6 protein-coding genes are annotated in these 24,489 nt (G+C 67.1%); 4 read left to right on the top strand and 2 right to left on the bottom strand.

Going from position 1 to position 24,489, the window contains the following annotated elements; all coding sequences use genetic code 11:
* Window positions 1–14 precede the first annotated feature (14 nt).
* From BTJ49_RS13485 to BTJ49_RS13470, 4 genes are all read left to right on the top strand, one after another.
* Window positions 15–512 carry a cupin domain-containing protein gene (locus BTJ49_RS13485; RefSeq protein ID WP_113065932.1) on the top strand — a complete coding sequence of 166 codons (498 nt, stop codon included), beginning with the start codon at window positions 15–17 and terminating at the stop codon, window positions 510–512.
* On the top strand, window positions 513–2,513 hold the full coding sequence (locus BTJ49_RS13480; RefSeq protein WP_113065931.1) for a biotin carboxylase N-terminal domain-containing protein: 2,001 nt from the start codon (window positions 513–515) through the stop codon (window positions 2,511–2,513). It begins immediately after the preceding gene.
* Window positions 2,514–2,517: 4 nt separating this feature from the next.
* Window positions 2,518–3,417 carry a hydroxymethylglutaryl-CoA lyase gene (locus BTJ49_RS13475; RefSeq protein WP_113065930.1) on the top strand — a complete coding sequence of 300 codons (900 nt, stop codon included), beginning with the start codon at window positions 2,518–2,520 and terminating at the stop codon, window positions 3,415–3,417.
* Window positions 3,418–3,526: 109 nt separating this feature from the next.
* The gene (locus tag BTJ49_RS13470) at window positions 3,527–5,338 is read left to right on the top strand and encodes an EAL domain-containing protein (protein WP_304598396.1); all 1,812 of its coding nucleotides are present in this window, start codon (window positions 3,527–3,529) and stop codon (window positions 5,336–5,338) included.
* A gap of 36 nt (window positions 5,339–5,374) precedes the next feature.
* On the opposite strand, the gene BTJ49_RS13465 is transcribed toward BTJ49_RS13470, so the two are convergent.
* Both BTJ49_RS13465 and BTJ49_RS13460 read right to left on the bottom strand, forming a co-directional pair.
* Entirely contained in the window at window positions 5,375–7,027 is a 1,653-nt protein-coding gene (locus BTJ49_RS13465; RefSeq protein ID WP_113065928.1) for a ShlB/FhaC/HecB family hemolysin secretion/activation protein, read from the bottom strand.
* Window positions 7,024–24,372, bottom strand: a complete 17,349-nt coding sequence (locus BTJ49_RS13460; RefSeq protein ID WP_168184751.1) for a leukotoxin LktA family filamentous adhesin — start codon at window positions 24,370–24,372, stop codon at window positions 7,024–7,026. The genes BTJ49_RS13465 and BTJ49_RS13460 overlap by 4 nt, the downstream gene beginning before the upstream one ends.
* Window positions 24,373–24,489 lie beyond the last annotated feature (117 nt).

Here is a 24,489-nt window from a genome sequence, read left to right as displayed (position 1 = left end):
CACCGGGAGAGGCCATGTCTTCACCGATTCTCAATCTCGACGAAGTGCAGCTGCGCGGCCTCGACGCGTCCGACGGTCCGTCGCCCGACGTGCCGCCCGGCTATGACGTGCGCTGGGGCGAAATCGCCAGCCGCATCGGCGCGAGGAAGCTCGGCTACAACCTCACCGTGGTCGCACCGGGCAAGCGCAACTGTCCGTTCCACAGCCACCGCAGCGAAGAGGAAATGTTCTTCGTGCTGGAAGGCCGTGGCGAGCTGCGCATGGGCGAGGACCGCTATCCGCTGCGCCAGGGCGATCTCGTCGCCTGCCCGCCCGGCGGGCCGGAAACCGCGCATCAGATCATCAATACCGGCGACACCGAACTGCGCTACCTGGCCGTCAGCACCATGGCCGAAGTCGAAGTGTGCGAGTACCCCGATTCCGGGAAGTTCGGCGCCTTCGCCGGCGGCGAAGCACGCTTCCGCCATATCGGCCGTGCCACGGACGCACGCGACTACTGGGAAGGAGAGTAAATGTTTCGACGCATCCTGATCGCCAACCGCGGCGAGATCGCCTGCCGCGTGATCCGCACCTGCCGTCGCCTGGGCATCGAGACCGTGGCAGTCTATTCCGAGGCCGACGCCGGCGCGCAGCACGTGCTGCAGGCCGACATGGCCCGCCCCATCGGCGGACCGCGCCCGGCCGACTCGTACCTGCGCGCCGAGGCCATCCTCGAAGCCGCCAAGCAGACCGGCGCGGAAGCGATCCATCCCGGCTACGGCTTCCTTTCGGAGAACGCCGACTTCGCGCGTGCCTGCGCCGAGGCCGACATCGTCTTCATCGGCCCGAAACCGGAAAGCATCGACGCGATGGGCTCCAAGGCCGAGGCCAAGGCGCTGATGAGCCGGCACGACGTGCCCCTGGTGCCCGGTTACCACGGCGAGAACCAGGACACCGGCCACCTGGCCGAACAGGCGCGCAAGACCGGCTTCCCGCTGATGATCAAGGCGGCCTCCGGCGGCGGCGGCAAGGGCATGCGCATCGTGCGCGAGGAGAAGGACTTCGCCGACGCGCTGGGCGCGGCGCAGCGCGAGGCGCAGAGCGGCTTCGGCGACGCGCGCGTGATCCTGGAGCGCTACGTCGAGCATCCGCGTCACATCGAGTTCCAGATCTTCGGCGACCACGACGGCCGCATCGTCCACCTCAATGAACGCGAATGCTCCGCCCAGCGCCGCTACCAGAAGGTACTGGAGGAAACGCCCTCGCCGTTCCTCACGCCCGAACGTCGTGCGGCGATGGGCGAGGCGGCGATCGCCGCCGCCAGGGCCGTCGACTACGTCGGCGCGGGCACGGTGGAATTCATCGTCGGCGCGGACGGCGATTTCTACTTCATGGAAATGAACACGCGCCTGCAGGTCGAGCACCCGGTCACCGAGATGACACTGGGACTCGATCTGGTCGAATGGCAGCTGCACGTGGCCGCCGGTGAACCGCTGCCGCTGGCGCAGGAGCAGATCGAGGCGAACGGTCACGCCATCGAAGTGCGGCTGTACGCCGAGGACCCGGAACAGAACTTCCTGCCCGGCTCCGGCCGCCTGCAACGCCTGCACCTACCGCCCGTCTCCGAGCACGTGCGGCTCGACAGCGGCGTGGTCGAAGGCGACGCCGTGACGATCTTCTACGATCCGATGATCGCCAAGCTGATCGTGCACGACAGCGATCGTCCGCGCGCGCTGCAGCGCCTGCGCGCGGCGCTGGCCGACTGCGACATCACGGGACCGAAATCGAACGTTGCCTTCCTCGAACGCCTGGCGCGTCACCCCAGCGTGGTCGAGGGGAGCATCGATACCGGCTATCTCGATCGCCATCTGGACGAATTCCTCGCTACCGATGCGTCCGTCCCCGCACTGGCCCTGCAAGCTGCCGCCGCGGCCATGCTCCTGGAAGACGAATGCCGCGCCGCCGGCCGCACGGCGAACGCGGACCCGCATTCGCCGTGGGCGCGCGCGGACGCCTGGCGCATTGGCCATGCCGGCAAGCGCATCGTCGCACTGCTGCATCGCGGCGAGCGCATCGAGATCGAGGCGCACGGCCACGACGGCGCCTACCGCCTGACCGACGCCGAAGGGCGCACGTCGTGCATCGAGCACGCATGTCTGGTCGACGACGTGCTGACCTTCCACCTCGACGGCGTCGCGCACCGGCTTCCGCTGCGACTGGAGAACGGTCGCGCGGTGCTGCACGCAGAAGGACAGCGCCACGTCTTCGAGCACGCGCCGGCCTTCCAGTTCGGCGGCGAGGAAGCCGGCGGCGGTAACCGCGTGATCGCGCCGATGCCCGGTCGCATCGTGCTGGTCAAGGCCGCCGAGGGCGACACGGTGTCCGAAGGCGACGAACTGCTGGTGATGGAGGCCATGAAGATGGAGCTGTCCCTGAAGGCACCGCGCGCAGGCCGCATCGAGACCATCTCCGCCAGCGAGGGCGAATTCGTCGAGGCCGACGCCCTGCTGGTGCAATTCGAGGCCGAGGAGTAGACCGATGTCCCTGCCCGCTTCCGTGCGCATCGTCGAGGTCGGCGCCCGCGATGGTCTGCAGAACGAGAAGACCATCGTCCCCACCGCGACCAAGATCGAGCTGATCGACCGTCTCTCGGCCTGCGGCCTGCAGACCATCGAGGCGACCAGCTTCGTCAGTCCGAAATGGGTGCCGCAGCTGGCCGATGCGGCCGAGGTCTACACCGGCATCGCCAAGCGCGAGGGCGTCGGCTATCCGGTGCTGGTGCCGAACGAAAAAGGCTACGACCGCGCCCGCGAAGTCGGCGTGACCGAAATCGCCGTGTTCAGCGCAGCCAGCGAGGCGTTCAACCGCAAGAACATCAACGCCAGCATCGACGAGTCCATCGAACGCTTTCTTCCAGTGCTGGAACGCGCGCATGCGGACGGCGTGAAGGTCCGCGGCTATGTCTCCACCGTGCTTGGCTGTCCCTATCAGGGTGAGGTGCCGGTTGCCGACGTGGTGCGTGTCGCCGAGCGACTGCATGCGCTGGGCTGCTATGAGGTCTCGCTGGGCGACACCATCGGCGTGGGCACGCCGGAAAAGGCCCGTTCCATGCTCCGCGCGGTCGCCGAGGCCGTGCCCATGCAGGCTCTTGCCGTGCACTTCCACGACACCTATGGCCAGGCGCTGGCGAACCTCCATGCCTGCCTGGAGGAAGGCGTCGCCGTGATCGACAGCGCAGTGTCCGGCACCGGTGGCTGCCCCTACGCCAAGGGCGCGACCGGCAATGTCGCCACCGAGGATGTGGTCTACATGCTCGAGGGCATGGGCATCGCCACCGGCGTCGACCTGGAAGCACTCGCACAGACGGGCCTGTGGCTGTCGGCCGAGCTCGGACGAAGCACATCGAGCCGCGTGGCGAAAGCCATCGCAAGCCACTGATTCTGAAGAAATCAGTGCCAACTCATTCATGATGCCGCAAGCGTGAAAGTGGTGCTAGACTGATGACTCCCACATGGCAAGGGGGCCGTGGGTTGCACCGGCACCATGGATGCGCAAGAAGCCTTCAGACGAGGATCGCGCTGTATCGCACGAGCACGACGCTTCCAGCGTCGCGCAGGCGGATTCACTTGATCCGAATTCGAATTCCGGACAGACGAAAACCAGCGCGGACCATGCCGCCCGCTATCGCACGCTGCTGGATGCCGTGCCCGATGCCGTGACCCTTCACGACACGCGCGGCGACATCGTCGATGCCAATGCCGCCGCCGTGCGCACCTTCGGATACCCGCTGCATGCCCTGCGCGGCATGAACGTCCGCGACCTCAACCCGAATCTTCCCGAGGATCACATGACGGCGGTCATGCGCACGCACGGCGTGGACCGAACCTTCAGCGTGGTCGGCGTCAATCGGCGTGCCGACGGCACGACCTTTCCGGTAGAGGTTCATTCCAATGTGTTCCTCGATGCCGGCCAGCACCGCGTCGTCGCGGTGGCGCGTGACATCAGCACCCGCGTCGAGGCCGAACGGCAACTGCGCGTGTCGGCCGAGCACATGCGCAAGCAGGCACGCATCGATTCGCTGACCCGACTGCCCAACCGCGACACCATGCTCGAAGCGACCCGGGACGCCCTCGCCGCCGCCGAGCCCGGAATCGGGCCCGCGGTGCTGTACATCGACCTCGACCGCTTCAAGATCCTCAACGACATGCTGGGTCACCATGCCGGCGACCGCCTGCTGCTCGCGACCGCCGAGCGTCTGCGCATGTGCTGCGAAGGCCATGCGCGCTGCGGCCGCTACGGCAACGACGAATTCATCGTGCTGTTGCCGCGCTGCGCGCAGGACGACGCAGCGCGCGCCTGCGCTCAACGGATCATCCGGGCCTTCGAGCAACCGTTCGAGCTCGAGGGCGAAGCCTTCGTACTGACCACATCCATCGGTATCGCCTGCCATCCCGAACACGGCGACAGCGCCGAGCTGCTGATCCAGCATGCCGACACGGCGATGCATGAGGCCAAACGCCGGGGACGGCACACTTTCCGCGCCTTCGACAAGACCCTCAACGACCACCTCGGCATGCGCAACCAGATCGAATCGCAGCTACGCCTGGCGCTCGATCACGGCGAATTGTGGCTGGCCTTCCAGCCCAAGGTCTCGCTTCGCGAACGTCGCATCGTCGGTGCCGAGGCACTGCTGCGCTGGCGCAGCCCCCAGTTCGGCGAAGTGTCCCCAACGGACTTCATCCCCCACGCGGAGAATTCGGGCGAAATCGTGCGCATCGGCGCATGGGTCGTGAAGGAAGCCTGCCGGCAATTGCGCGAATGGCGCGACCAGGGGCTGGAGCTCGACCACATCGCCGTCAACGTCTCCTTCCGCCAGTTGCTGAGCGGCACCTTCAGCGACAGCGTGCAGGCCGCGCTGCAGGCGCATGACCTGCCCGGCAACGCGCTGGAACTGGAAATGACCGAGCGCATCCTGATCGACGAGGCGCCGGATACGCTGGACACCTTCACCGCCCTGAAGCGGATGGGCGTGCGCCTGACGATCGACGACTTCGGCGAAGGCTATTCGTCCTTCAACTATCTGCGACACCTTCCGATCGACAGCGTCAAGATCAGCCACACGTTCATGCAGGGCATCCCGGTGCAACCTGCGGACACCGCGATCTGCGAAGCCATCGTGCGCATCGCGGAAAGCCTTGGGCTCAAGGTGGTGGCGGAAGGCGTCGAGACCGAGGAACAGCTTGCATTCCTCGAGCGCATCGGCACCGACGACGCACAGGGATTCTTCTTCAGCCGCCCCATCGAAGCAGCGCGCCTACCCGTGTTCATGCAGCAATGGAACCGTTCCGACCGAGGCTGAGACCGGCATTCCGTTCTCGGCGCAAGCGGGCCGAGCTCAGTCGAAATTCACGCTCAGACGAAAGTCGAAACGGATGCTGTCCTGCTGCGGCGTTACCGTATCGAACGGTTTCGCCACATCGGCGGAGGCCGTCAGCCAGCGATACTGGTACATGCCACCCAGACCGGCGCCCGAGATCGAACTCGACTTCGGATAATCGGCGCGCACTTCGCCATGATCCGCAAAAGCGAACAGGTCCAGCTTCTCGGTGAAGGCGCGGTGCAGTTCCAGACCGACGTAGTAGCCACGCGAACCGGCGAGCACGCCGCGCTCATAGCCGCGCACACTGCCCGGACCGCCGATCTGGAACAGATTTGCCGACGGCAGATTGGTGCCGGAGCTGAACTGCCAGCCGGCATTGGCGCGCAGCGCCCAGTGCGAACGCCCCAGGCGCTGGATCAGGAACGCGCTGCCCGGCGTGAGATTGAAATGGGTCTTGCCCAGCATCGGCTCGTTGGAATCCAGCCGCGTGACCAGCTGCGTGATGTTCCAGCGCCGGCCATCGCTGCTGTGGTCCACGCTCAGTCCCAGCGTCGCCGAATGGTTGGTGGTGTCGGCGATCTGCTTGCCGCCGATTCGGGTCACCGATTCGCTGATGGTGTAGGCCGCAACGCCGCTGAACTGCGTGCGCATCGTGGCGATGAACGGCTGCTTGTAGTTGATCGACTTCACCGTGGACGTGCCGGTGATGTCGAGATCGCGGAACGCGCGATCGAGGATGTTGATCTGGCTGTGCGCGAAACTGACGCCCAGCCGGCCGTTGTTGACGAACAGCGGCACCGAGTACGAAATGGCGCCGTCATTGCCGCCCTTCGAATGGGCGATGTTGCCTTCCAGCAGGTCATCCACGCCGAACAGACCGTACAGATGCCCCTGCAGGCCGTAGCGATAGCGTCCGGTACTGTCGACGCCGCTGTTGTCCACGAAGGCGACCAGATCGTGCCGGTCCGGTTCCTGCACCGCCAGGCGGATGTCTGTCTGACCGCGCGCCGCGCCCGGAGCCAGCAACGCGCGGACCGTCAGGTCGGTGGTCTGGTTGAGATAGACCAGATTCTTGCGCAGTTGATTGGCGTCGACGATCTGGCCCGACTGCTGGTCGATGCGCCGCAGGATGAAATCCTTGCGCACGTGCTTGTCGCCGGCCACCGTGATCTTGCCGAGACGGCCTTCCACCAGCTCCACACGCACCACGCCGTCATTGATCGACTGGCTGGGCAGAATGGCGCGTGCCGTGGTGATGTTCTTCGCGCGATACAGGTCGTTGATGCGGTCCAGCATGGCGTCCAGATCGGACTTGGTCACCTTGCGTCCGAGATAGGGTTTGACCGCCTGCTGCAGCGCCTCCGGCTTGAGCAATACGGAAGCGCTGAAACGGACGCGGCGAAGCACAAAACCGGGACCGGCGGCCTTCGCGACCGCATGCCGGTCTTTCGGCTCGGCTTTCTGCTCCTGCAGCGGATCCGTGGGTTTCTTCGGCGTGGCCTGCTGCTGCTCGTAGTAGCGCTGCAGCCGCTGGGCATCGTTCTGCAGCGTACTCGGCACCGTCTGCGGCGCGGCCTGTGCCGTGGAGGCGAACAGACACGCGGCGAGCACGGCATACGGGACAGCGCGCAGCCGCAGCATGCGGAACGGGGTGGAACGAATCATCATCGTGGAGCCTTGGTGTTGACGGGTGCGCCCTGCACGGACGGATCGGGCTGGACCAGGTCGCTGCCATCGTCGGTCGACCAGGACGGCATGGCGCCATCCCGCGGCGACGCATCGTCCTGCTCGGTGTGCAGCGTCAGCGTGCGGCCGTTGTAGCGGAGTGCGGCATCGCCGTAGTAGTCGGGCGACACCCACTGATGGTCGTAGACGTAGTTCGGCGTCTGGATCTGGTAACCGTGGCCGTACCGCACCACGAAGGCATCCGTCAGCGTGTGCACGCCGTCCTGATAGAGCTTGAAGTCGTAAGTCTTCTGCATCAGCTGGACGTCCGCCGGCACCAGCACGGGGTCGTGCTGGTTCATGCGGATGCGCGCCGAAGCCGTGTCCAGCGAAAGGATGTTCTCGATGTGTCCCGCTTCCACGTGCACGCTGGGCGCAGTGGTCGCCAGCGCCGCGTTGACCGCGGCAAGACGATCGATCATCCACTGTTGCGGCACATCGGCATCAATCGTGATGCGTCGGGCCACGCCGTTGCGGAACCCGGTCAGCGCGGAGAACAGCGGTTGGCCGGTCGAGGTCTGGTACAGATGCGCATCGATGGTGTCGCCGGCCAGGTTGATGCGGTCGCCGATGTTCGCCGCATTCAGGCGGATCGCGCCGAAAGCGGAGATGTAGGCATCGCGCGTGGTCAGCGTGTCCGCAACGATGTCGCCCTTGCGCGCCAGCAACGTGATGCGGTCGGGCGCTTCCAGCGAGACGAAGCTCATGGTGTTGGCCGCCAGATCGATGCTGTGGCCGGCCTTCATGTCGTGCGCGTTCAGGCTGCCGCCCGCATCCATCTTGATGGCGTTGCCAGCCGTGGCCGACACCAGGTCGATATTGCGGCCCGCCGTCACGTCGAGATCGTGTCCGGCGAGGATCGAATCGGCCTGGACATCCGTGCCGGCCTGCAGCGTGACGTCCGTGCCGGCGTTCATCGAACCGATATGGATGTAGCCGTCGGCGATGAACTTGATCCAATCCGATGCCGTCACGCCGACGCCGTCGATGTCGCCGTGCAGCGACTGGCCGAAGACGTGCCCGCCCGCATCGAGCGTGGCGAAGCCCATGTGCGCGCCCGACGTCATGTCCAGGTTGCGTCCGGTCTTGACCGCGCCCGTCAGCGCCAGTGCGTCCGTGGCGTTCAGCGTCGCATCGCGGCCGATGTCCAGCGTCTGCGCATCGAGATCGCCGCCGCTGACGGCCGACAGGTCGTTGCCGGTCGTCACCGTGCCGAGGCGGATCAGCGAGCCGCCGCGCAGCGAGGCATCCGTGCCGACGTTCAGGGTATCTGCGGTCAGATGGCCGCCCGCGTTCACGGTCAGGAAGTCGCCAGTCTGGATCGTGTCGACGGTCGTATTCGCCGTCGAGGTCAATTGGCCATGACCTCCCGCGACCAGCTTGCCACCCTGGATGCTGTCGCCGTGCAGGACGCTGTCGCCGCCCGCCGTCACGTTCGTATAGGACAGCAATCCGCCCGCGGTGAGCGTGGCGTCGGTGCCGATATCCAGCGTCGTCGCCGTCAGGTTGCCGCCCGCGTTCATGACCAGATCGTCGCCGGTCTGGATCGTGTCCACGGTGGTATCCGTGATCGAAGTCGTGTCGGCGTGCCCGCCGACGATCAGCTTGCCGCCCTGGATGACCTGCCCCTGCAGATGGCCGTCGCCGCCCGCCGTCACGTTCGTATAGGACAGCAATCCGCCCGCGGTGAGCGTGGCGTCGGTGCCGACATCCAGCGTCGTCGCCGTCAGGTTGCCGCCCGCGTTCATGACCAGATCGTCGCCGGTCTGGATCGTGTCCACGGTGGTATCCGTGGTCGAAGTCGTGTCGGCGTGCCCGCCGACGACCAGCTTGCCGCCCTGGATGACCTGCCCATGCAGATGGCCGTCGCCGCCCGCCGTCACGTTCGTGTAGGACAGCAGTCCGCCCGCGATGAGCGTGGCGTCGGTGCCGGCGTTCAGCGTCGTCGCCGTCAGATTGCCACCCGCGTTCATGGTCAGGAAGCTGCCGGCATGCACGGTGTCGACCGTGGTGTCGCCGGTCGAGGCGAAGGTCGCGGAGCCGCCAGCCTGCAGCGTCGTGCCCTGGATGGTCTGCGCCTGCAGATGGCTGTCGCCGCCCGAAACCAGGTTGTCGTAGGCCAGCGTGTTCTGCGCGGACAGATCCAGATTGCCCTGCCCGGCCTGCAGGTCCGTGAAGTGCACGTCGCCCAGCCCGTGCAGCCAGATGCTGCCCTGATCGCTGCTACCGTGCAGCGTATCCACGTCCACGGTCAGCGGCAGTGATGCGCTGCCGATGTCGTGGACCGCGTGGATGGCCGTCGTGGCGCCGCTGCGCGAGCGCAGATTCACGGCATCGCCGTTGCCCGCCATCGCGCCGCCCGCATCGAGGTCGATGCCGGTACCGCTGGTGGCCGTGCTGGCGACCAGGCCCAGCGTCATGTCGCCGCTGCTGATCAGCTTCGCCAGCGCGCCGCTGGTCACTTCGCTGCCCGTGCCCATCGTCAGGCTGCCCGAGGACTGCAGCGTGACGTCCGATGCCGCCTGTACCAGACCGTTGTCGGCCACGTTCAGCACCGGCGCGCCAGTGCCGATCAGCTTCGCGGTGATGGTGCCGGCCAGCGCGCTGATGTCCTTGAGCTGCATGCCGGTGACACCGGTCAGCAGAACGTTGCCCTGCGTGCTGGTGATCGAACCTTCGGTCAGGCTTCCGGTCGCGCCCAGGGTGACGTCGCCATCAGCCTGGACGTCGTCGTAACTGCCGTCGGCGCCGGCCGTGGAGACGACCGTGCCATGGTTGGAGGTCAGATGCTTGGCGTCGAGACTGCCCAGTTCGGCTGTCAGCACCAGGTTGTCGCCGCTGGTGATCGTGCCCACATGCAGGTTGCCCGTCGGCGAGTCGATGTTGACGGCGCCGCCGGCGGTCGCATTGAGCGAGCCGTCCGAACCGACCTGCAGTTTCAACGGCGCATCGACGCCCGTGCTCACCGCATCACGGCGGCCGATGTCGCCGTCGGCGGTCAGCACGATGTCGCGCGCTTTGATGCTGAGGGTGTTCTGCTGCGCCAGAATGCTGCCGGTCTGCGCATCCAGCGACGCCAGTCCATTGGCAAACACGGTGCCGACGCGGAGATCGCCGCTGAGCTGGGTCAGCAGCAGATCGGTGGCCGCCGAGGCATTGCGCAGCTCGCCGCCGATCTGCACCGGCAGCGCATCGCCGGCGCCGCCGGCGCTGTCGTTACCCAGACCGATGTAGCCGCCACCGGCCGTCAGCAGCAGGTCGCCGCCGGAGGTCAGCACCGGCTGACTGGTGTCGACGCCGTCCGCCGCGCCGATGCTGCCCGTGGCCGCCACACGCATGTCAGTACCGGAGCTGAAGTCGTCGAAGTGCAGATCGCCGTTGGCCTGCAGGTAGACCGAGGCCGAGGCCGAACCGGTGACGGTGCCCGTCGCGGTCACATACAGCGGCATGGTCTGCGTGACCGACAGGTGGTCCAGCTTGTTCTGCAGATTCGGATCGTCAGGTGAGATCACGTTGCCGCTGGCGTCGATCAGCTGCACGTCGCCCGGCGCATTGGCCAGACCCAGCGCCGCCACCTGCTGCGCGGTCAGCGCGGTGGAACTGCCTGCGTACAGGTCCTTCAGCGCCTGGTAGGTGATCGACAGCGGCTTGTCGGTGCGGCCGATGCCGCCGTCACCGGCAATCAGCGTGACGTTCTTGCCGGAAAGGTTCGGCGCGACCGTGCCCACGGTGCCGCCGGTCGGCGAACCGAGCGCGGCCTCGTTGATGGCCGAGGTCAGCTGCTCCTCGGTCCAGGTCGAGTCCTTGGTCAGGTTCTTGTAGGCATCCGAGTTCGGATCCATGGTGAAGCTGAAGTTACTCACCGGATCGGTGCCGGCGAAGTCGCTCTGCGACTGCCAGTCCGTGCCGATGTAGGTCGTGAAATCCTTCACGATGGTCTGGTAGCGGTCGCTGACGTACTGCTGCGCGAGCGTCGCCCGGGTTGCCGGATCGGTCACGCTCGACGGATCCATGCCGTTGGCGGCCGCGGCCAGTGGCCAGTAGAGATCGACCGCATCGCTGTTCAGCGTGTACTGGCCATTGCTGACCGTACCGACCTTGAGCAGCTGGTAATACTGCGCGTAGCCCGTATCCACCTGCTGCTCGATCGCCGCGATGGTGGTGTCGGCCGCGTTGCCGTCGGTCAGATGCAGCTGGTCCCAGATCTTTCTGGCCTGATCCGAGGACAGCGTGGAATCGGCATCCAGCTGGCGCGCATCGTAGATGCCGCCGTTGGGCGCCGAGAGCCGGACATCGCCGTTGTCCGAGACCATGCTGCCGACCCACACGTCGCCGCCGGTGTCGTTCAGGGCAACGTCGCCGACGCCGTGCGCGTCGAGCTGGCCGCCCGAAGGTGCGCCGTTGGCGAGCGTGTCCGCATGGGTCTCGATGTTCAGCGGTGTGGCGATGCTGCCGATGCCGCCCTGGGTGCTGGTCAGGTTCACGTCGCGGCCGATGACGTCGACACTGCGACCCGGAATGCCCACCAGCGAACCGGTGGAGCGGATCAGCACGTCGCCATGGCTCGACAGGCCGCTCGCCAGCACGCCGCTCGAGATCGCCCTGAACTGCTGGGCGCTGCTGCCGGAGTCGACATTCAGGGCGATGTCACCGCCGCCGGTCTGTGCCGTCAGCGTGCTGCCTGGATTGCTGTCATGCGCGATCTTCACCTGGATCGGATCGCTGGCGCTGCCGATCTGCCCGGCATCGGCCTGCAGCGCGAGGCTGTGCGTCCAGATCAGCGCATGATCGTTGGACTGGACGATGTCGCCCTGCGTGGCGTGCACGCTGGTCGGTCCGTGGGTATTGGTGATCTGGCCGCTCAGCAGCACGTCGTTGTTGGACGTGATGTCGACGTTGTTCGACGCGCTGGTGATGAAGTTGATGTTGATCGGCAGATCGGCGCGTTGCGTGTCAGTGACGGTCAGCGTGCCCTGGTACGGATAGATGAAGCCCCACAGCGAAGCGGCGTTGCCGCTGCTGTCGGTACCGCTCTGGTGCGAGCCGTAGTGGCAGTTCCCGTCGCTGTCGCAACCGTGGTACGCCACGATCACGTTGAACTGGTTGGTGAAGTACCCGCTCATGGACAGCTTGTAGTCGTTGCCCGCGAGATCGACGTAGCCGGAGCTGCCGGCCCCGTCGATAAACCCGGAACTGCCCAGCGCCCAGTGCTGGCCGGCGGTGCCGCCGCTGGCGCTGGACCAACCCCAGTCGCCGAGGCTCCAGCTGTGGTTGCCCGAGGTCCGGTCAAAGGAACGGGCGACGCTGGTGCTGGCCGTCCACTGGTACTCGGCGCCGGCCTTCGGCGCGTACTGTGTGGAGCTGTTCACGCCGCCGAGCAGACGCGCATTGGCGTCGGTCCAGTCGGTGGCGCCGTTGTAGTTGTCGTAGATCTTCGCCGGCGCACCATCCTGGCTGACGTACCAGGTCACCACGTTCTTGCCGGCATTCGCGCCGGAGGTCCACGTCTTCAGCTTGTCGTCGAGAGTGATCAAGCCGAGACCGCCGCTGCCGGCGAACACGTTCTGCACCACCAGCGGCACGCCGGTAGTGTTGTCCACGGTCACCGAACCGTAGCCGCTGTTGATGTTGATGCTGCCCTGCGCCGTGCTCACGATCTTGCCGCTGAGACGGACGCTGCCGCCGCCGGAGGCATTGACGTTGTTCAGGATCAGCTGGTTGTTGGCGACGTTGTAGGTCGCGCCGATCAGCTGGCTGGCCTGGCCGCCGGCCAGCGTGAGCAGCGGCTCGCCGTTGTAGTCCAGGCTGATCGCGCCATTGCTGTTGCCGGCCGTCAGCTGGATGTTCGGATTGCTGATCTGACCCTGTGCGTACTGCGACTTCACATGGGCGATGAAGTCCTTCAGCGCATCGGTGGTCTGCACGGTCCAGGTCGCCGGTGTGCCGGCGTTGATGGCGCCGTCGATGTCGATGTACTTCGCCTCGACGATGAACTTCTGGCCGGTGTACGCGCCGGTCGAGGCCAGCTGGTTGCCGGAGAACTTGCCGCTCTGCTGCAGCGCGACGTACGGGATGTTCGGCACCGGCCGTCCCAGCACGGACGTGGTGCCGCTCGGACCGCTGACGTTGCAGCCGTCCAGCGCTTCCTCCGAACCCGAACCGCCGGTATGCGGCGCGCAGGAACCGTAGAGCACCAGCACCTGCGCCTGCTCGTCGCTGTAGTAGGTGTTGTTGAAGTAGACGCTGTTGCCGTTGCTGCCGCCGAGGTCGTAGTACGACTGCGCGATGGCCGCCGCCGCATGATCCGGATCGGAGATGGCCGCGTCGAGGAAGGCCTTGATCCAGCTCGAATCGAGATTGCTGGTCGGATCGGCGCCGGAGAACCACGTATCGCCGCTGGTCGGCTTGACCACGACGTAGCCGTTCGGCACGTAGACGTTCTGCGAGTTGGTGTGGATCTCGCCGCGCTCCAGCAGCGAACCGGCCAGGTCCTTGATGTTCAGCGAACCGCCGAGATTGACCACGTCGCCGAGGATGATGCCCGGCGTGGCGCCGCCCGGCTGCGAGGGATAGGTGGAATTGATCGTCACCGTGGGCAAGGCGTCGGACGGGGCCTCATTCACCGTCAGGTTGCCGAGCGCACTCGGATTCGCGCCGCCCGAGACCAGCACGCTGCCGGAGCTGCCGAAGCTGGCCTCGATCTTCGGGATGAACATGTAGTACGGGCTGGCGTTGTCGATCGTCACCGACGGCGCGCCCTGCGCCGTGATGGTGCCGTTGCCGCCGACGCTGGCGCCGTACAGATACACGTTGCCGCCGCCGACATAGAGCGGATCGAACAGGATGCCGCCGACATTGGCGTTGTCGATGCCGTTGTAGGTGCCGTCCGGCGTGCCATTGAGCTTGTTGAGCTCGGTGGTCGGATTCAGCGTCTTGTCGAGCACGAGGTTGTACGGCGCGTTGGTGCCGGAGGCGTCGATCGTGCCGTCCTGCGCGATCTTCAGGTTGACCTTGTTGAACGCGCCGGCGACGACCGTGCCGTCGATCGTGGTCGAGGTCGTGCCCGTGCTGCTCTGGTGATTGGAATGCTGCGTGGCCGGAATGAAGCCCAGCTCGTAGCCGTGACCGGTGCCGTTGGTGGACACCGGGGCGTCGCCCTGCACTGCACCGATCGCCACGTCGCCGGCGCCGATGACCGTGCTGCCGCTGCCCAGGGTCAGCGTGGCGTTGCTGGTCGTGTTCGCCGTGGCCGAGGCATGCGGAATGGCGATGAAGCCGCGCACGTACGACTGCGCGACCGCAGACGGTGCCAGCTTGGTCTTGTGCAAGCCTAGGATGTCGCGACCAGCGACGATGTCGGCCTCGTCGTAGCTCTTCACGTGGACGTTGTCGCCGACCTTGAGCGTCTGATTCGACGTCAGTTTGACGCTCGAATCCGAAGCGCCGACCGGCGCCGCGCCCCATGCGTTCGAAGTCGCCGTCGCCGCCACTTGGTCGAGCACGGTGTAGGTGGCGAGATTGGTGCGGCCGTAGCTGAGCAGATTGCTGCCGTCGCCGACCTCGAGATCGTTGCCGAACTGGCCGGTGACATGGACGTTGGCATTGGCCACCGGCACCGCGCCGCCGGTGCTGATGGTCGCCGCATCGGCCATGCCGCCCACCAGCGTGCCCGCCACCAGGGAGATGTGGCCGATCACGCTTGTCGAGCTGTCCAGTCCCGACGTCATCTGGACGTCGGTGCCGAGCTTGAGGTTGTTGTGGGCCGTCACCGTGGTGTTGACGCCGGCCGCCGTGCCGGTCACGACACCACCCGCGCCGCCGATGGCGCCGGCGTTCTTGCCGTCGGCGCTGGCCACCAAGGTCTTGGCCAGCACGTCGATGTCACCGCCGGTGGCGATGGCCGTGCCGTTGCCGATGGTCGCGTTGGTCGTGGTGGCGATGGTGTTGTCGACGTTCGCGCCGCTGCCGCCGACCGCCGCGGCCAGGACCGAATTGGCCTCGCCGCCGTACTCGACGTTCTGCGTGGCATTGAGCTGGAAGCTGGCCAGATTGGCCAGATCCAGGTTCTGTCCGACGCTGGCGCTGGATGTGGACGTCGCGCTGGTCGTCGCCGACGCGCCATTGCCGCTGACCAGACCGCCGCTGCCGGCCTTGCTGTAGGCGATGTTGGAATCCGAACCGTGCGCAATGACCGACAGCGCGCCCGTGGTCGCGGCCGCGACCGGATTATTGCTGCTGTCGAGCAGACCGTTGCCGAGCGAGGCGTTGATCGTGGTATTGGAAGTCGCCTTGGCAACCGATGCGCCCGCCGCGACCAGACCCACGCTCACGCCCGTGGCGCTGGCGTCCTGATGCGTGTCACTGGTGGCCGAGATCGATACCGAAGTCGCCGGCAGCGTGACGCTGTCGCCGACCGTCGCGTTGGCGCTGGCCGTGTCCGAGGCCGTGGCCGTGGAAGCGTTGACGCCGAGCATGGCCGCGCCCGCGCCGCCGCTGCTGGAAGCGTTCACGGTCGGCGACACCGAAGCGTCCACGGACAGCGTGCCCTGGTGGAACACCGCGTAGTCGGCCACCGAAGCCTCGACGCTGGCGGTCATGTCGGCGACCGCAACGTTGGCGCCGATGCCGCCGCCGATGCCACCCACGGTGATGCCGACCGCACCGGCATTCATCACCGGATCGGCCGAGGCCGTCACGCTGGTACTACCGGCCGTGATGTCGGCATGCGTGCCAATGTGTGCGGTCACGTGGCTGCTGTCGCTGGCCGTGGCGACCACGGCGCTGATGGCCGTGAGAATGCCGCCGGATCCCATCACGCCATTGGCGGTAATCGCACCGCTGTCGCTCGCCGACAGCGTCAGTGCGCCGAAATCGTTGACGTCGGCGCTGTCCGCCAGCGTCGCGCTGACGGTGCTCGAGCGGTTCGCGTCGACCACGACCGCGCCGGCGACCACGCCGCCGACGTTGATGCCGCTGGGGTCCTTCTGATTGGCGTTGCCGGCCAGCGAGGTGCTGCTGTCGGAGGCCTTCAGGCTCAGGGTGCCCTTGCCCGAGCGCGACGAATCCAGCGCGCCGCCGGCCGTCGCCGAAACCGTGTTGTGGACATCGCTGATGGCCACCGCCGCGCCAACACCGACCAGACCGCCCACGCCCGCGTACGCCGTGGATTTGGCCGCCGGACCGTTGCTGCCGTCGGCCGCGCCGGCCTGGATCGAGATGCCGTGACCGGCCGTGGCCGTACCACCGCCGACCGATGCCTGGATATCGCTGTTGAGCGAGGTGTAGGCCACCGAACCACCTACGCCGACCACGCCCACTGCACCACTGCCGGCGATGTTGTCGGTGCTGCTTTTGACGCTGGCGTCGACGTCGATGCCGTTGTTGGCGGTCACGCTGCCGCCGCTGATCTTCGCCTGCACACCGTCGTTGCCGCCAAACGCGCTGTGGTTGCTGCCGGTGGCGCTGCTCAGGCTGTAGCTGGCGCTGCTGTTGATACCGGAAAGGTCGCTGGAGGACAGCTGCGAATCGTTCAGTCCGTAGGACGACGGATCGCTATCCAGCTTGCTGCCGGAGGACAGGCTGTCCAGGTTGTTCAGATTGAGCTGGCCGTCCGCAGTCAAGTCGTCGCCCGCACCGCCGCCGCCGGTGATGTCACCGGTACCGGCCACCACCACGCTGGCCGAAAGGCCGGTGCCGACCGCACCGCCGCCGACCGCCACCGCGACCGACTGGATATCGCGATCCGACTCGGCGTGCACATCGACGTGGCCGTGATCACCGTACACCGGGCCGCGTGCGTGGACCGTGCTGTCCTGCATGCCGGCACCAACGCTGGACTGCAGCAGCACCAGATTCATGCCGCCACCGACGCCGACGAAGCCGCCGCCAAGCACGCCCGAGTAGGCGCTGATGAACTGCTGGTCGAGCGCATCGACCGCCACATCGGCGGCGGTGACGTTGCTGCCGCCCTCGATGCTGGCATGGGTGTTGTTGGACACCACGTTGACCACGGCACCGCCGGCGATGCCGACGCTGCTGCCGCCGGCCGCGCCGACAACGATGCTCTGCGCCACGTTCTTGCTGTTCGCGTCGACGTGAACGTCGTTGTCGCTCACCACTGTCGCACCGCCGGTGATCTTCGCCGTGGTCGTGGTGTGGTCGACGTTGACACCGGCCGCGCCGGCCAGACCGGCCGCGCCAATGCCGATACCCAGTGCACCGGTGAACTGCGCGCTGACCGTGTCGCCCTGCGCGAGCACGTCGAGGCTGCCCGCATCGAGCGTGCCGCCGTCCAGCGTCGCGCGGGTGCTCGCCTGGAACAGGTTGACGCCGCCCGAGGCGGCGCCGCCGACGCCGCCGCTGACGCTCGCGCCCACCGCCGTGATCAGGGACCACTGCTGGCCGACCGCATCGACGGCCGCCGCATCCTGCGCGGACACCGTCGAACCGCTGACCTTCGCCGAAGTATCGGCATTGAAGACATTGGTGGCGACGCTACCGGTCGCCGAACCGCCGCCGGAACCGGCGACGTTGACGATGAAGTTGGCCTCGTACTGGCGACTGCCCGCTGTCACGTCGACCTGCTGATCCGAAGCCGCCTGCGTGTAATAGACGCCATTGTCGCCCACGATGCTGCCGCTGCCGGCCTGGACGGTGCGGTCGGCCTGGTTGATGTGGGCGTTGTCGATCGTGGCGCTGGTGCTGCCGCCGACGATGTTCACGCCGACCTGCCCGCTGACGGCCACGCCGCCGCTGACGCTCGCGCCGACACCGAGCGTGGCGATCGACTGCTGGTTGACCGCGTTCACGGCCACGCCGTGCACGGACTTGGTCGATCCGGAAAGATCCGGCGTCAGGTAATGGGTCGGATCGGAGATGCTCTTGGCGTTGGCGTCGCTCTTGGCGATATCCAGTCCCGCCTGCAGCGCGTCGGTCTTGCTCGCCGTGCCGGCGTCAACGCTGAGCGCACTGCCGTGGCCGTAGGCGCTGACGTCGCTGTTCTCGACGCTGGCGTCGGTGCTGCCGTCGATCTTGTTGACCACCACGCCGATGCCGACGCCGGCGTCGCCGCCGATGGCCGCCTGTCCGGCAAACACGTTGATGCCCTGCTGGTTGCCGGCCAGCACGCCGACGTTGTCGCTGGCGATGACGTCGGCCTGATTGGCGATCGTCGCCGAGGTCGTGCCGCCGAGCAGGTTGACCGCGACCGAGCCGCCGACTGCGGTCGAACCGCCGCCGGCCGCGCCCACCGCGATGGTGTTGACGTGCGAGGTACTGCTCGTGCCGGCCTGCACCACGACCTGCCTGGCCTTGTAGACCGGGCCGGACGTGGAACCGTCCGCGCTGCCGAGGAAGGAGGCGCGCGTGGTGGTGGCGATGTTGTTCACCGACACCGCCGCGCCGACCGCGACCGAACCCGCGCCGCCGACCGCGCCGGACAGCGCGTTGATGGTGGCGTCGTTGTCGGCGCTGACCGTGGTCACGTTGGTCGACACGACGCTGCTGTCGCTGGCGTCGCCGGCGGCGACGTTGGTCATCGTCGCGGCGATGCTGTTGTGGATGAGATTTGTGGTGTCCGAGGCGCTCACCGCGACGCTGCTGGCTGCGGAACCGGCCAGCGAGGCCGTGTCGATGGTGGTGCCCGCGTGCGCGTTGACATCGGTGGTGTCGGTCACGTCGAGCGTCGAGTCGCTCAGGCTGGCCGAAGTCGAGCCACCGACGTCGGCGATCGTCGCCGACGCGCCCACGCCCGCCGACTGGCCGATGCCGACACCGCCGGCCAAGCTGTAGATGCCTGCCGTGTTCTCGGCCTCGATGCTCAGGCTCAACGCCTGCGCGGCCGCCGCGGTGTCGACACTGCCGTCGCTCTTCAGACCGTAGAGGTCGTTGGCGGAGGCCGTCACGTCGCTGCTGATCAGACTGGTGGTTTCCGCGCCGGCGACACCCGCGCCCTGTGAACCCACCGCACCGGCCACCGACAGCGCGTACTGCGTACCGGTGCCCGAAGCATGCACGTTGACCGCGCCGCTTGCGACATCCAGACCGGCGTTGGAGATGCCGGCATGCGTGGTGTCACCGATATCGCTGACGCTCGCGGCCAGACCGACGGCCGCGCGGCCACCGATGCTGACACCGCCGCTGAGCGCATAGATGGTCGCGGCATTGTCCGCGCCCAGGCTCAGCGAACCAGCCGTGATCGCGCTGGCGTCGTCGACCAGCACCTGATTGCTGTCGGCGGTCTGGTTCCAGCCGAAGGAAAGCGTCAGCGCGAAACCCTTGCTGGCCGCGCCGGCCACCGCTCCGGCCATGATCTGCGCCGACTCGTCGGCGTTCAGGCTGGCGTCGTTGGTGATGTCCAGCGAGGTATGGCCGGCGTGCGTGGTGATGGTGTTGGCGATGTCGTTGTAGGTCAGCGCGCCGCCCGCGGCCGCCTGGCCCTTGCCGATAGCGGCGTTGCCCGCGAGGCTGTAGATCCTGGTGTCGTCGGAGGCTTCAGCCGTCAGGCTGTTGGCGTGAATGTTCGCGGTGTGGCCCGCGGTTGCGGCCGAACCCAGCAGGATGCTGTCGGTGTTGCCGACGACATTGCTGGTAGCGCTGCCGAGACCGGCGAACTGGCCGCTGCTGACGCCCACGCCCACCGCCAGCCCGACGATGCGCGTGTCGTCGTGCGCGCCGAGCTGCACCGAACCGGTGGTGTCGATGCTGGCGTCGTCGATGCGCACCGTGTGCGTGTTGTGCACGTTGTTGCCGACGTAGGACAAACCAACGTTGTTGCCGCCGACCTGCACCGTGCCGGCAATGGCGATGATGGAGCTGCCGACACCGCTGTCGCCCAGCGTCAGCACGTCGCTACCCGGCTGGCTCGGATCGCCGTCGGAGCCGGCGGTCTTGTCGCCGCTGTGGTCGACGCTCGGCGCACCCAGCGTCGCGCCGCTGAAGTCGTAGCCTTCGGTGTCGCGGTCGCCGACGATGCTGTCGAGTTCAATGATCGGCGCGACGGCGCTGGCCTGAACCAGCACATCGCCGTCGAGGCCCAGACGCATGCCCGAATCGACCGAGGCCTGGGTGGTGTTGCCAATCTGCGTCCACACGACGGCGCCGGCGAGGCTGGCACTGTCCTGGCTGGCGCTGTAGCCGCCGGCGACCGAACCCGCGCCGATCAGCGAGGAATCGAGCGCGCGCAGGGTCAGGCCCTTGAAGCCGGAGATGTCGTTGTCGGTGGCTGCACCGGTGTGACCGGAAAGATCGGCGCTGGTGGTATTGCCGATGTCGGCATAGGTGAAGCCGACGCCGACGTTGCCGCTGGTCGCACCGCTCTTGTTGAAATACAGACTGCCGCCGCCCACGCCGATACGCGAGTGGTCGTAGGCCGTGACCTCGACGCTGCTGTCCGCCGCGCTGCCGGCGGTGAGCGTGCTGCCGCCCTCGATGCCGGCGTGCGTGGTGTTGGCCGACTTGCCGATCGAGACCGAGCCGGCGATGGTGGTCGAGGTGGTGTTGCTGGTGTTGGTCGCGACGCCCAGGGCGACATCGACCTGCAAACTGCCGTCGAGCGCACGCACCACGGCGTGGTTGATGTGGTTCAGCGTGCTGTCGGCGATGACCGCGGTGGTGGTGTTGGCGACGCTGGAGTACGCCACCGCACCGGCGATGGCGCCGGCGAAACCGCTCTTGCTCTGGCTCAGCGCCGCCGCGCCGGAACCGCTGATCAGCGAGGCCTGGTCGAGCGCCTGCACCGTGACGTCGGTACCCGTGCTGCCGTTGTCGAGGGTGACACCGTCGATCTCGGCCTTGGCACCGAGGTTGGCGATGTTGACGCTGGCCGAGCCGGACACACCGATACCGAACTTGCCGCCCTTCGACTTGGACGTGCCCTCTTCGCTGCCGCCCTTGCTCTTGCCGATGCCGGACGCCTTGTCCTTGAGCTTGTTGAGGCTCTCCGCCGCGCTGCCCACCGACTCCGAGGCGCTGGAGACCTGCTCCATGACCTCGCCGGCCTTGTCCAGCATGGAATCGCCGCCGCCGCCGTCGCTGCCGCCGGCGAGGCTGGAGATGCCGTCCACGGCGGCCAGCCCGGTCTGGAAGTTCTCGTTGACCGTCTTGATGTTCTCGATCAGCGAGGTCAGGGCTTCGCCGGAACCTTCGCCACCGCTGCTCTCGCCCTCGCCGGTATCGCCGGAACTGCCGGAACCGCTGCTGGAGCTGCCGTTCGAACCGCCCTTGGAGCCGGCCAGCGACAATGCACCCGACTGGCCGCTGCTGACCGCGTTGACGTTCAGCGCATCGACCGCGATGGTGCCGCCGCTCTCGCTGGGCACCATCGCGCCGCCGGCCACGGCGGGGTCGTCGGCGCGGTTGTCGCCGATCTTCGCCACGGTGTCGGTGGTGGTCTGGTTGATGCCCACGCTGATGCCGATGCTGGCCTCGCTGGACATCGCCAGCGCGCCGGACAGCGACCAGATCATCACCGGATTGCTGGCGACCACGTCCAGCGCGCGCGCATCGACGTCGCTGCCTGCGCTGAGGGTCGCGTGCGTGGTGTCGTCGACGTCGGTGATCGCGACCGTACCCTGCATGGCCAGCGTGCCGCCCTTTCCGGAGATCGGGCTGAGCGCGATCATGCGGTCGGTGCTGGTGGCGTTGACCGCGACGTCGTTATGGTCGCTGGTCAGGCTGGCGTCGCCGCCGACGCCGGCGACGGTGGTGTTCTTGTAGCCGGTGTAGTTGAACGCGCCGCCGATGGCGGCCTTGTCGCCCTTGGTGCTCTGCTTCCACGGCGTGATGTCGCCGACCAGGTTGAACAACGTGACCGAAGTGTCGGCCTGCACGTCGATCGAATGCTCCCACTCGACCGGCGAGGACAGCCATTCGACCTCCGATTCCCAGCTGTCCTGACCTGGCGTCGCCGCGGCGGCCGAGGTCGCGTGCAGCGTGGTGCCGTCGCCGACCCAGGCGGTGTTGCGGTTGGTCATCGCGAAGTAGTTGACCGAGCCGCCTACGGCGATTGGCGTGTCGCCACCCGCGCTGGCGCTGGCGTAGCCGCTGACGCCGTTGGTGATGTCCTCCGGCGTGCTGCCGGCAAGGTCCTTGAGCGCCGTGGCGCCGTCGACGAACTGGTCGAGGCTGCCGAACATGTTCTTGATCGCGTCGACGTTGTCGGCGTTGCCGAAGTACCAGTCGAACGGGATGTTGACGTTGGAACCGACGCCGATGTTCTCGGCGGTGATGTCGGCGTTCTTGCCGATCGTCGCCGAGGCGTCGTGGCTGTAGTGGGCATAGGCCACGGCAGCGGCGACATCGACCGAAACCGGGTTGCCGGAGCTGTCCGTGTCGCCCTCGTCGGCCTTCGACACGGCCGCACTGGACGCGCCGTTGTGGATGCCGGCATCGGTGAGATTCGAATACACCGTGACGCTGCCTTCGGTGTCGATCTTCACGCCGTCGCCGATGCTCGCGTTCGCCGTGTTGCTGCTGTCGGTGTAGGCCACGGCCGCACCGAGGTGGAACGGCAGCGCGTCGGTGGCCGAACTGCCGTCGGCATTGAGACCGCCGTTGCTCTTGTTGGCCAGCGTGCTGCCGAGATCGGCATTGGTCTCGGCGGTCTTGTCCTGGGTGTCCGCAGTGCTCTCGGCCTCGGTGTCGGTGCTGGCCGAGGTCGCGTTCTTGCTGGTGTCGCTGCCGGCAGCGATCACCACGTCGCCGCTGCCTCCCGAAACCAGCGTCGGACTGCTGTCCAGCTTCGCGTTCGCGCTGACGGTCTGCAGGCTGACGGCGCCGGCGGCGCCGACCGACCCGGTGGTCGGGTTGGTCGAGGCCTTGGCCTCGGTCGAGAAACTGTTGCTGTTGTGCGCAAGCACCTGGATCGACTGCGCCTGGATGTCGCCGTCGAGCGTGCTGGCCGACTCCACGGCGGCCTGCGACCACGCCACGGTGGTCGCCAGCGCCTGATCGCCGGCGACGGTCTCGGCCGAGACCTCGAGTTCGTTCTCGGTGTCCGAATTCAGCGACAGCGCACCGCCCGCATGCACCACCGCCGCACTGCCGACGTTTGTCTCCGCCTTGCTGTAGATCGCGCCGTACATGGCACCGACCATCACCGGCGCGGCATTGGCTCCGGCTTCGGACGTCGCCTCGGTGGCCGCCTTCGCAGCCGTCGACGACGCCAGATCGACATCGCCCGCCGCCAGGATGCTGCCGGTGACATCGACGGTGGCCTCCGCCGAAGCGCGCACGTAGGCAACCTGCCCCAGCTTGTCGGAAGCCGCCAGATTCGCGTCCTGCGCGGCCGCGGCAAAACCGTTCTTGACCAGCGATTCCTGGTCCTTGAACAGATCGCCGACCTGTCCGGTGGCCAGGGTCACGGTGTCCGCCGAGCTGGTCGGCGTCTTGTACTCGGCCGTGGCTTCGGCGTGGGCCGTCGCCTGGATCAGACCCCAGCTGCCCGCTGCATCGCTGCCGGACGCCGGCGCGGTGGTGGTGCTGTCGGTCGTCAGCGTGCCACTGACGTTGACCGAAGCCTTGGCGTCGGCATCGCCGAACCCGGCTTCCTCGCTGGCGTCGGCGATCAGGCGGATGGTGTTGCCGTCGGACACGATCTGCGGATCGGTCTGCCCTTCGACGTTGACCGCCGTGGACAGCGTGTCCTTGCCGTCGCCCTGCACGTAGATCGTGCCGCTGACGTCGATGGCGGTCGCCCGCACACGCACGGCGCTCTGCGCATTGATGGTGCCGCGGATGCAGATCATGCAGCCGCTGCCGGCCGCCGCCTCGGGCTCCTGTCCGGTCAGCAGCAGATTCACGGCGGTCGCGTCCGGATCGACATTGTTGCTCGAATCCAGCAGCGTGCTCATGAAGTCGGCGGTCGGCGCGCTCAGCGACAGCGCGCCGACGTTCAGCGTCGCGCCGTTGCCGACCACGATGCCGTGCGGATCGGCGAAGAAGACATTGCCGCCGACCTTGCTGCTGTTGCCGATATAGCTGTTCAGGGTGCCGTTGATGACGGTCTGGCTGTCCCAGACCAGGTTGACCAGGTTCTTCGCCCCGGTTGGCACGTGCATGTTGACCGTGTCGCCGCTGTCCAGCTGGAAATCGTGGAACGAGTTGAAGCCGGTGTTGCCGCCGGCGTTGAGCGTGCTGGTGACGATGTCGTAGGTGTTGTGTCCACTCGCCGGCGTGGTAGTGACGGTGGTCTGGGTGCGCCCGTCCTTGTTGATGTTGCTGGCTGCCATCGCACCGGCGGCGTGGGTCACGCCGAGCACGGCGGACATCGCCGCCACCAGGGATTTCAATGCAAGCGGCTGCGTGCGCTTCCGATCATGAGTCGTCGTCGATCCCTGGCCCGGATGGGACGGCACATTGGTACGCATGTTGTTCCCCTGATAACTGAAAACGGCACAAAGGCCGTG

This window comes from Oleiagrimonas sp. MCCC 1A03011, assembly GCF_003267965.1.
Classification (GTDB): domain Bacteria; phylum Pseudomonadota; class Gammaproteobacteria; order Xanthomonadales; family Rhodanobacteraceae; genus Oleiagrimonas; species Oleiagrimonas citrea.
This window is presented reverse-complemented; position numbering and strand designations above follow the sequence as displayed.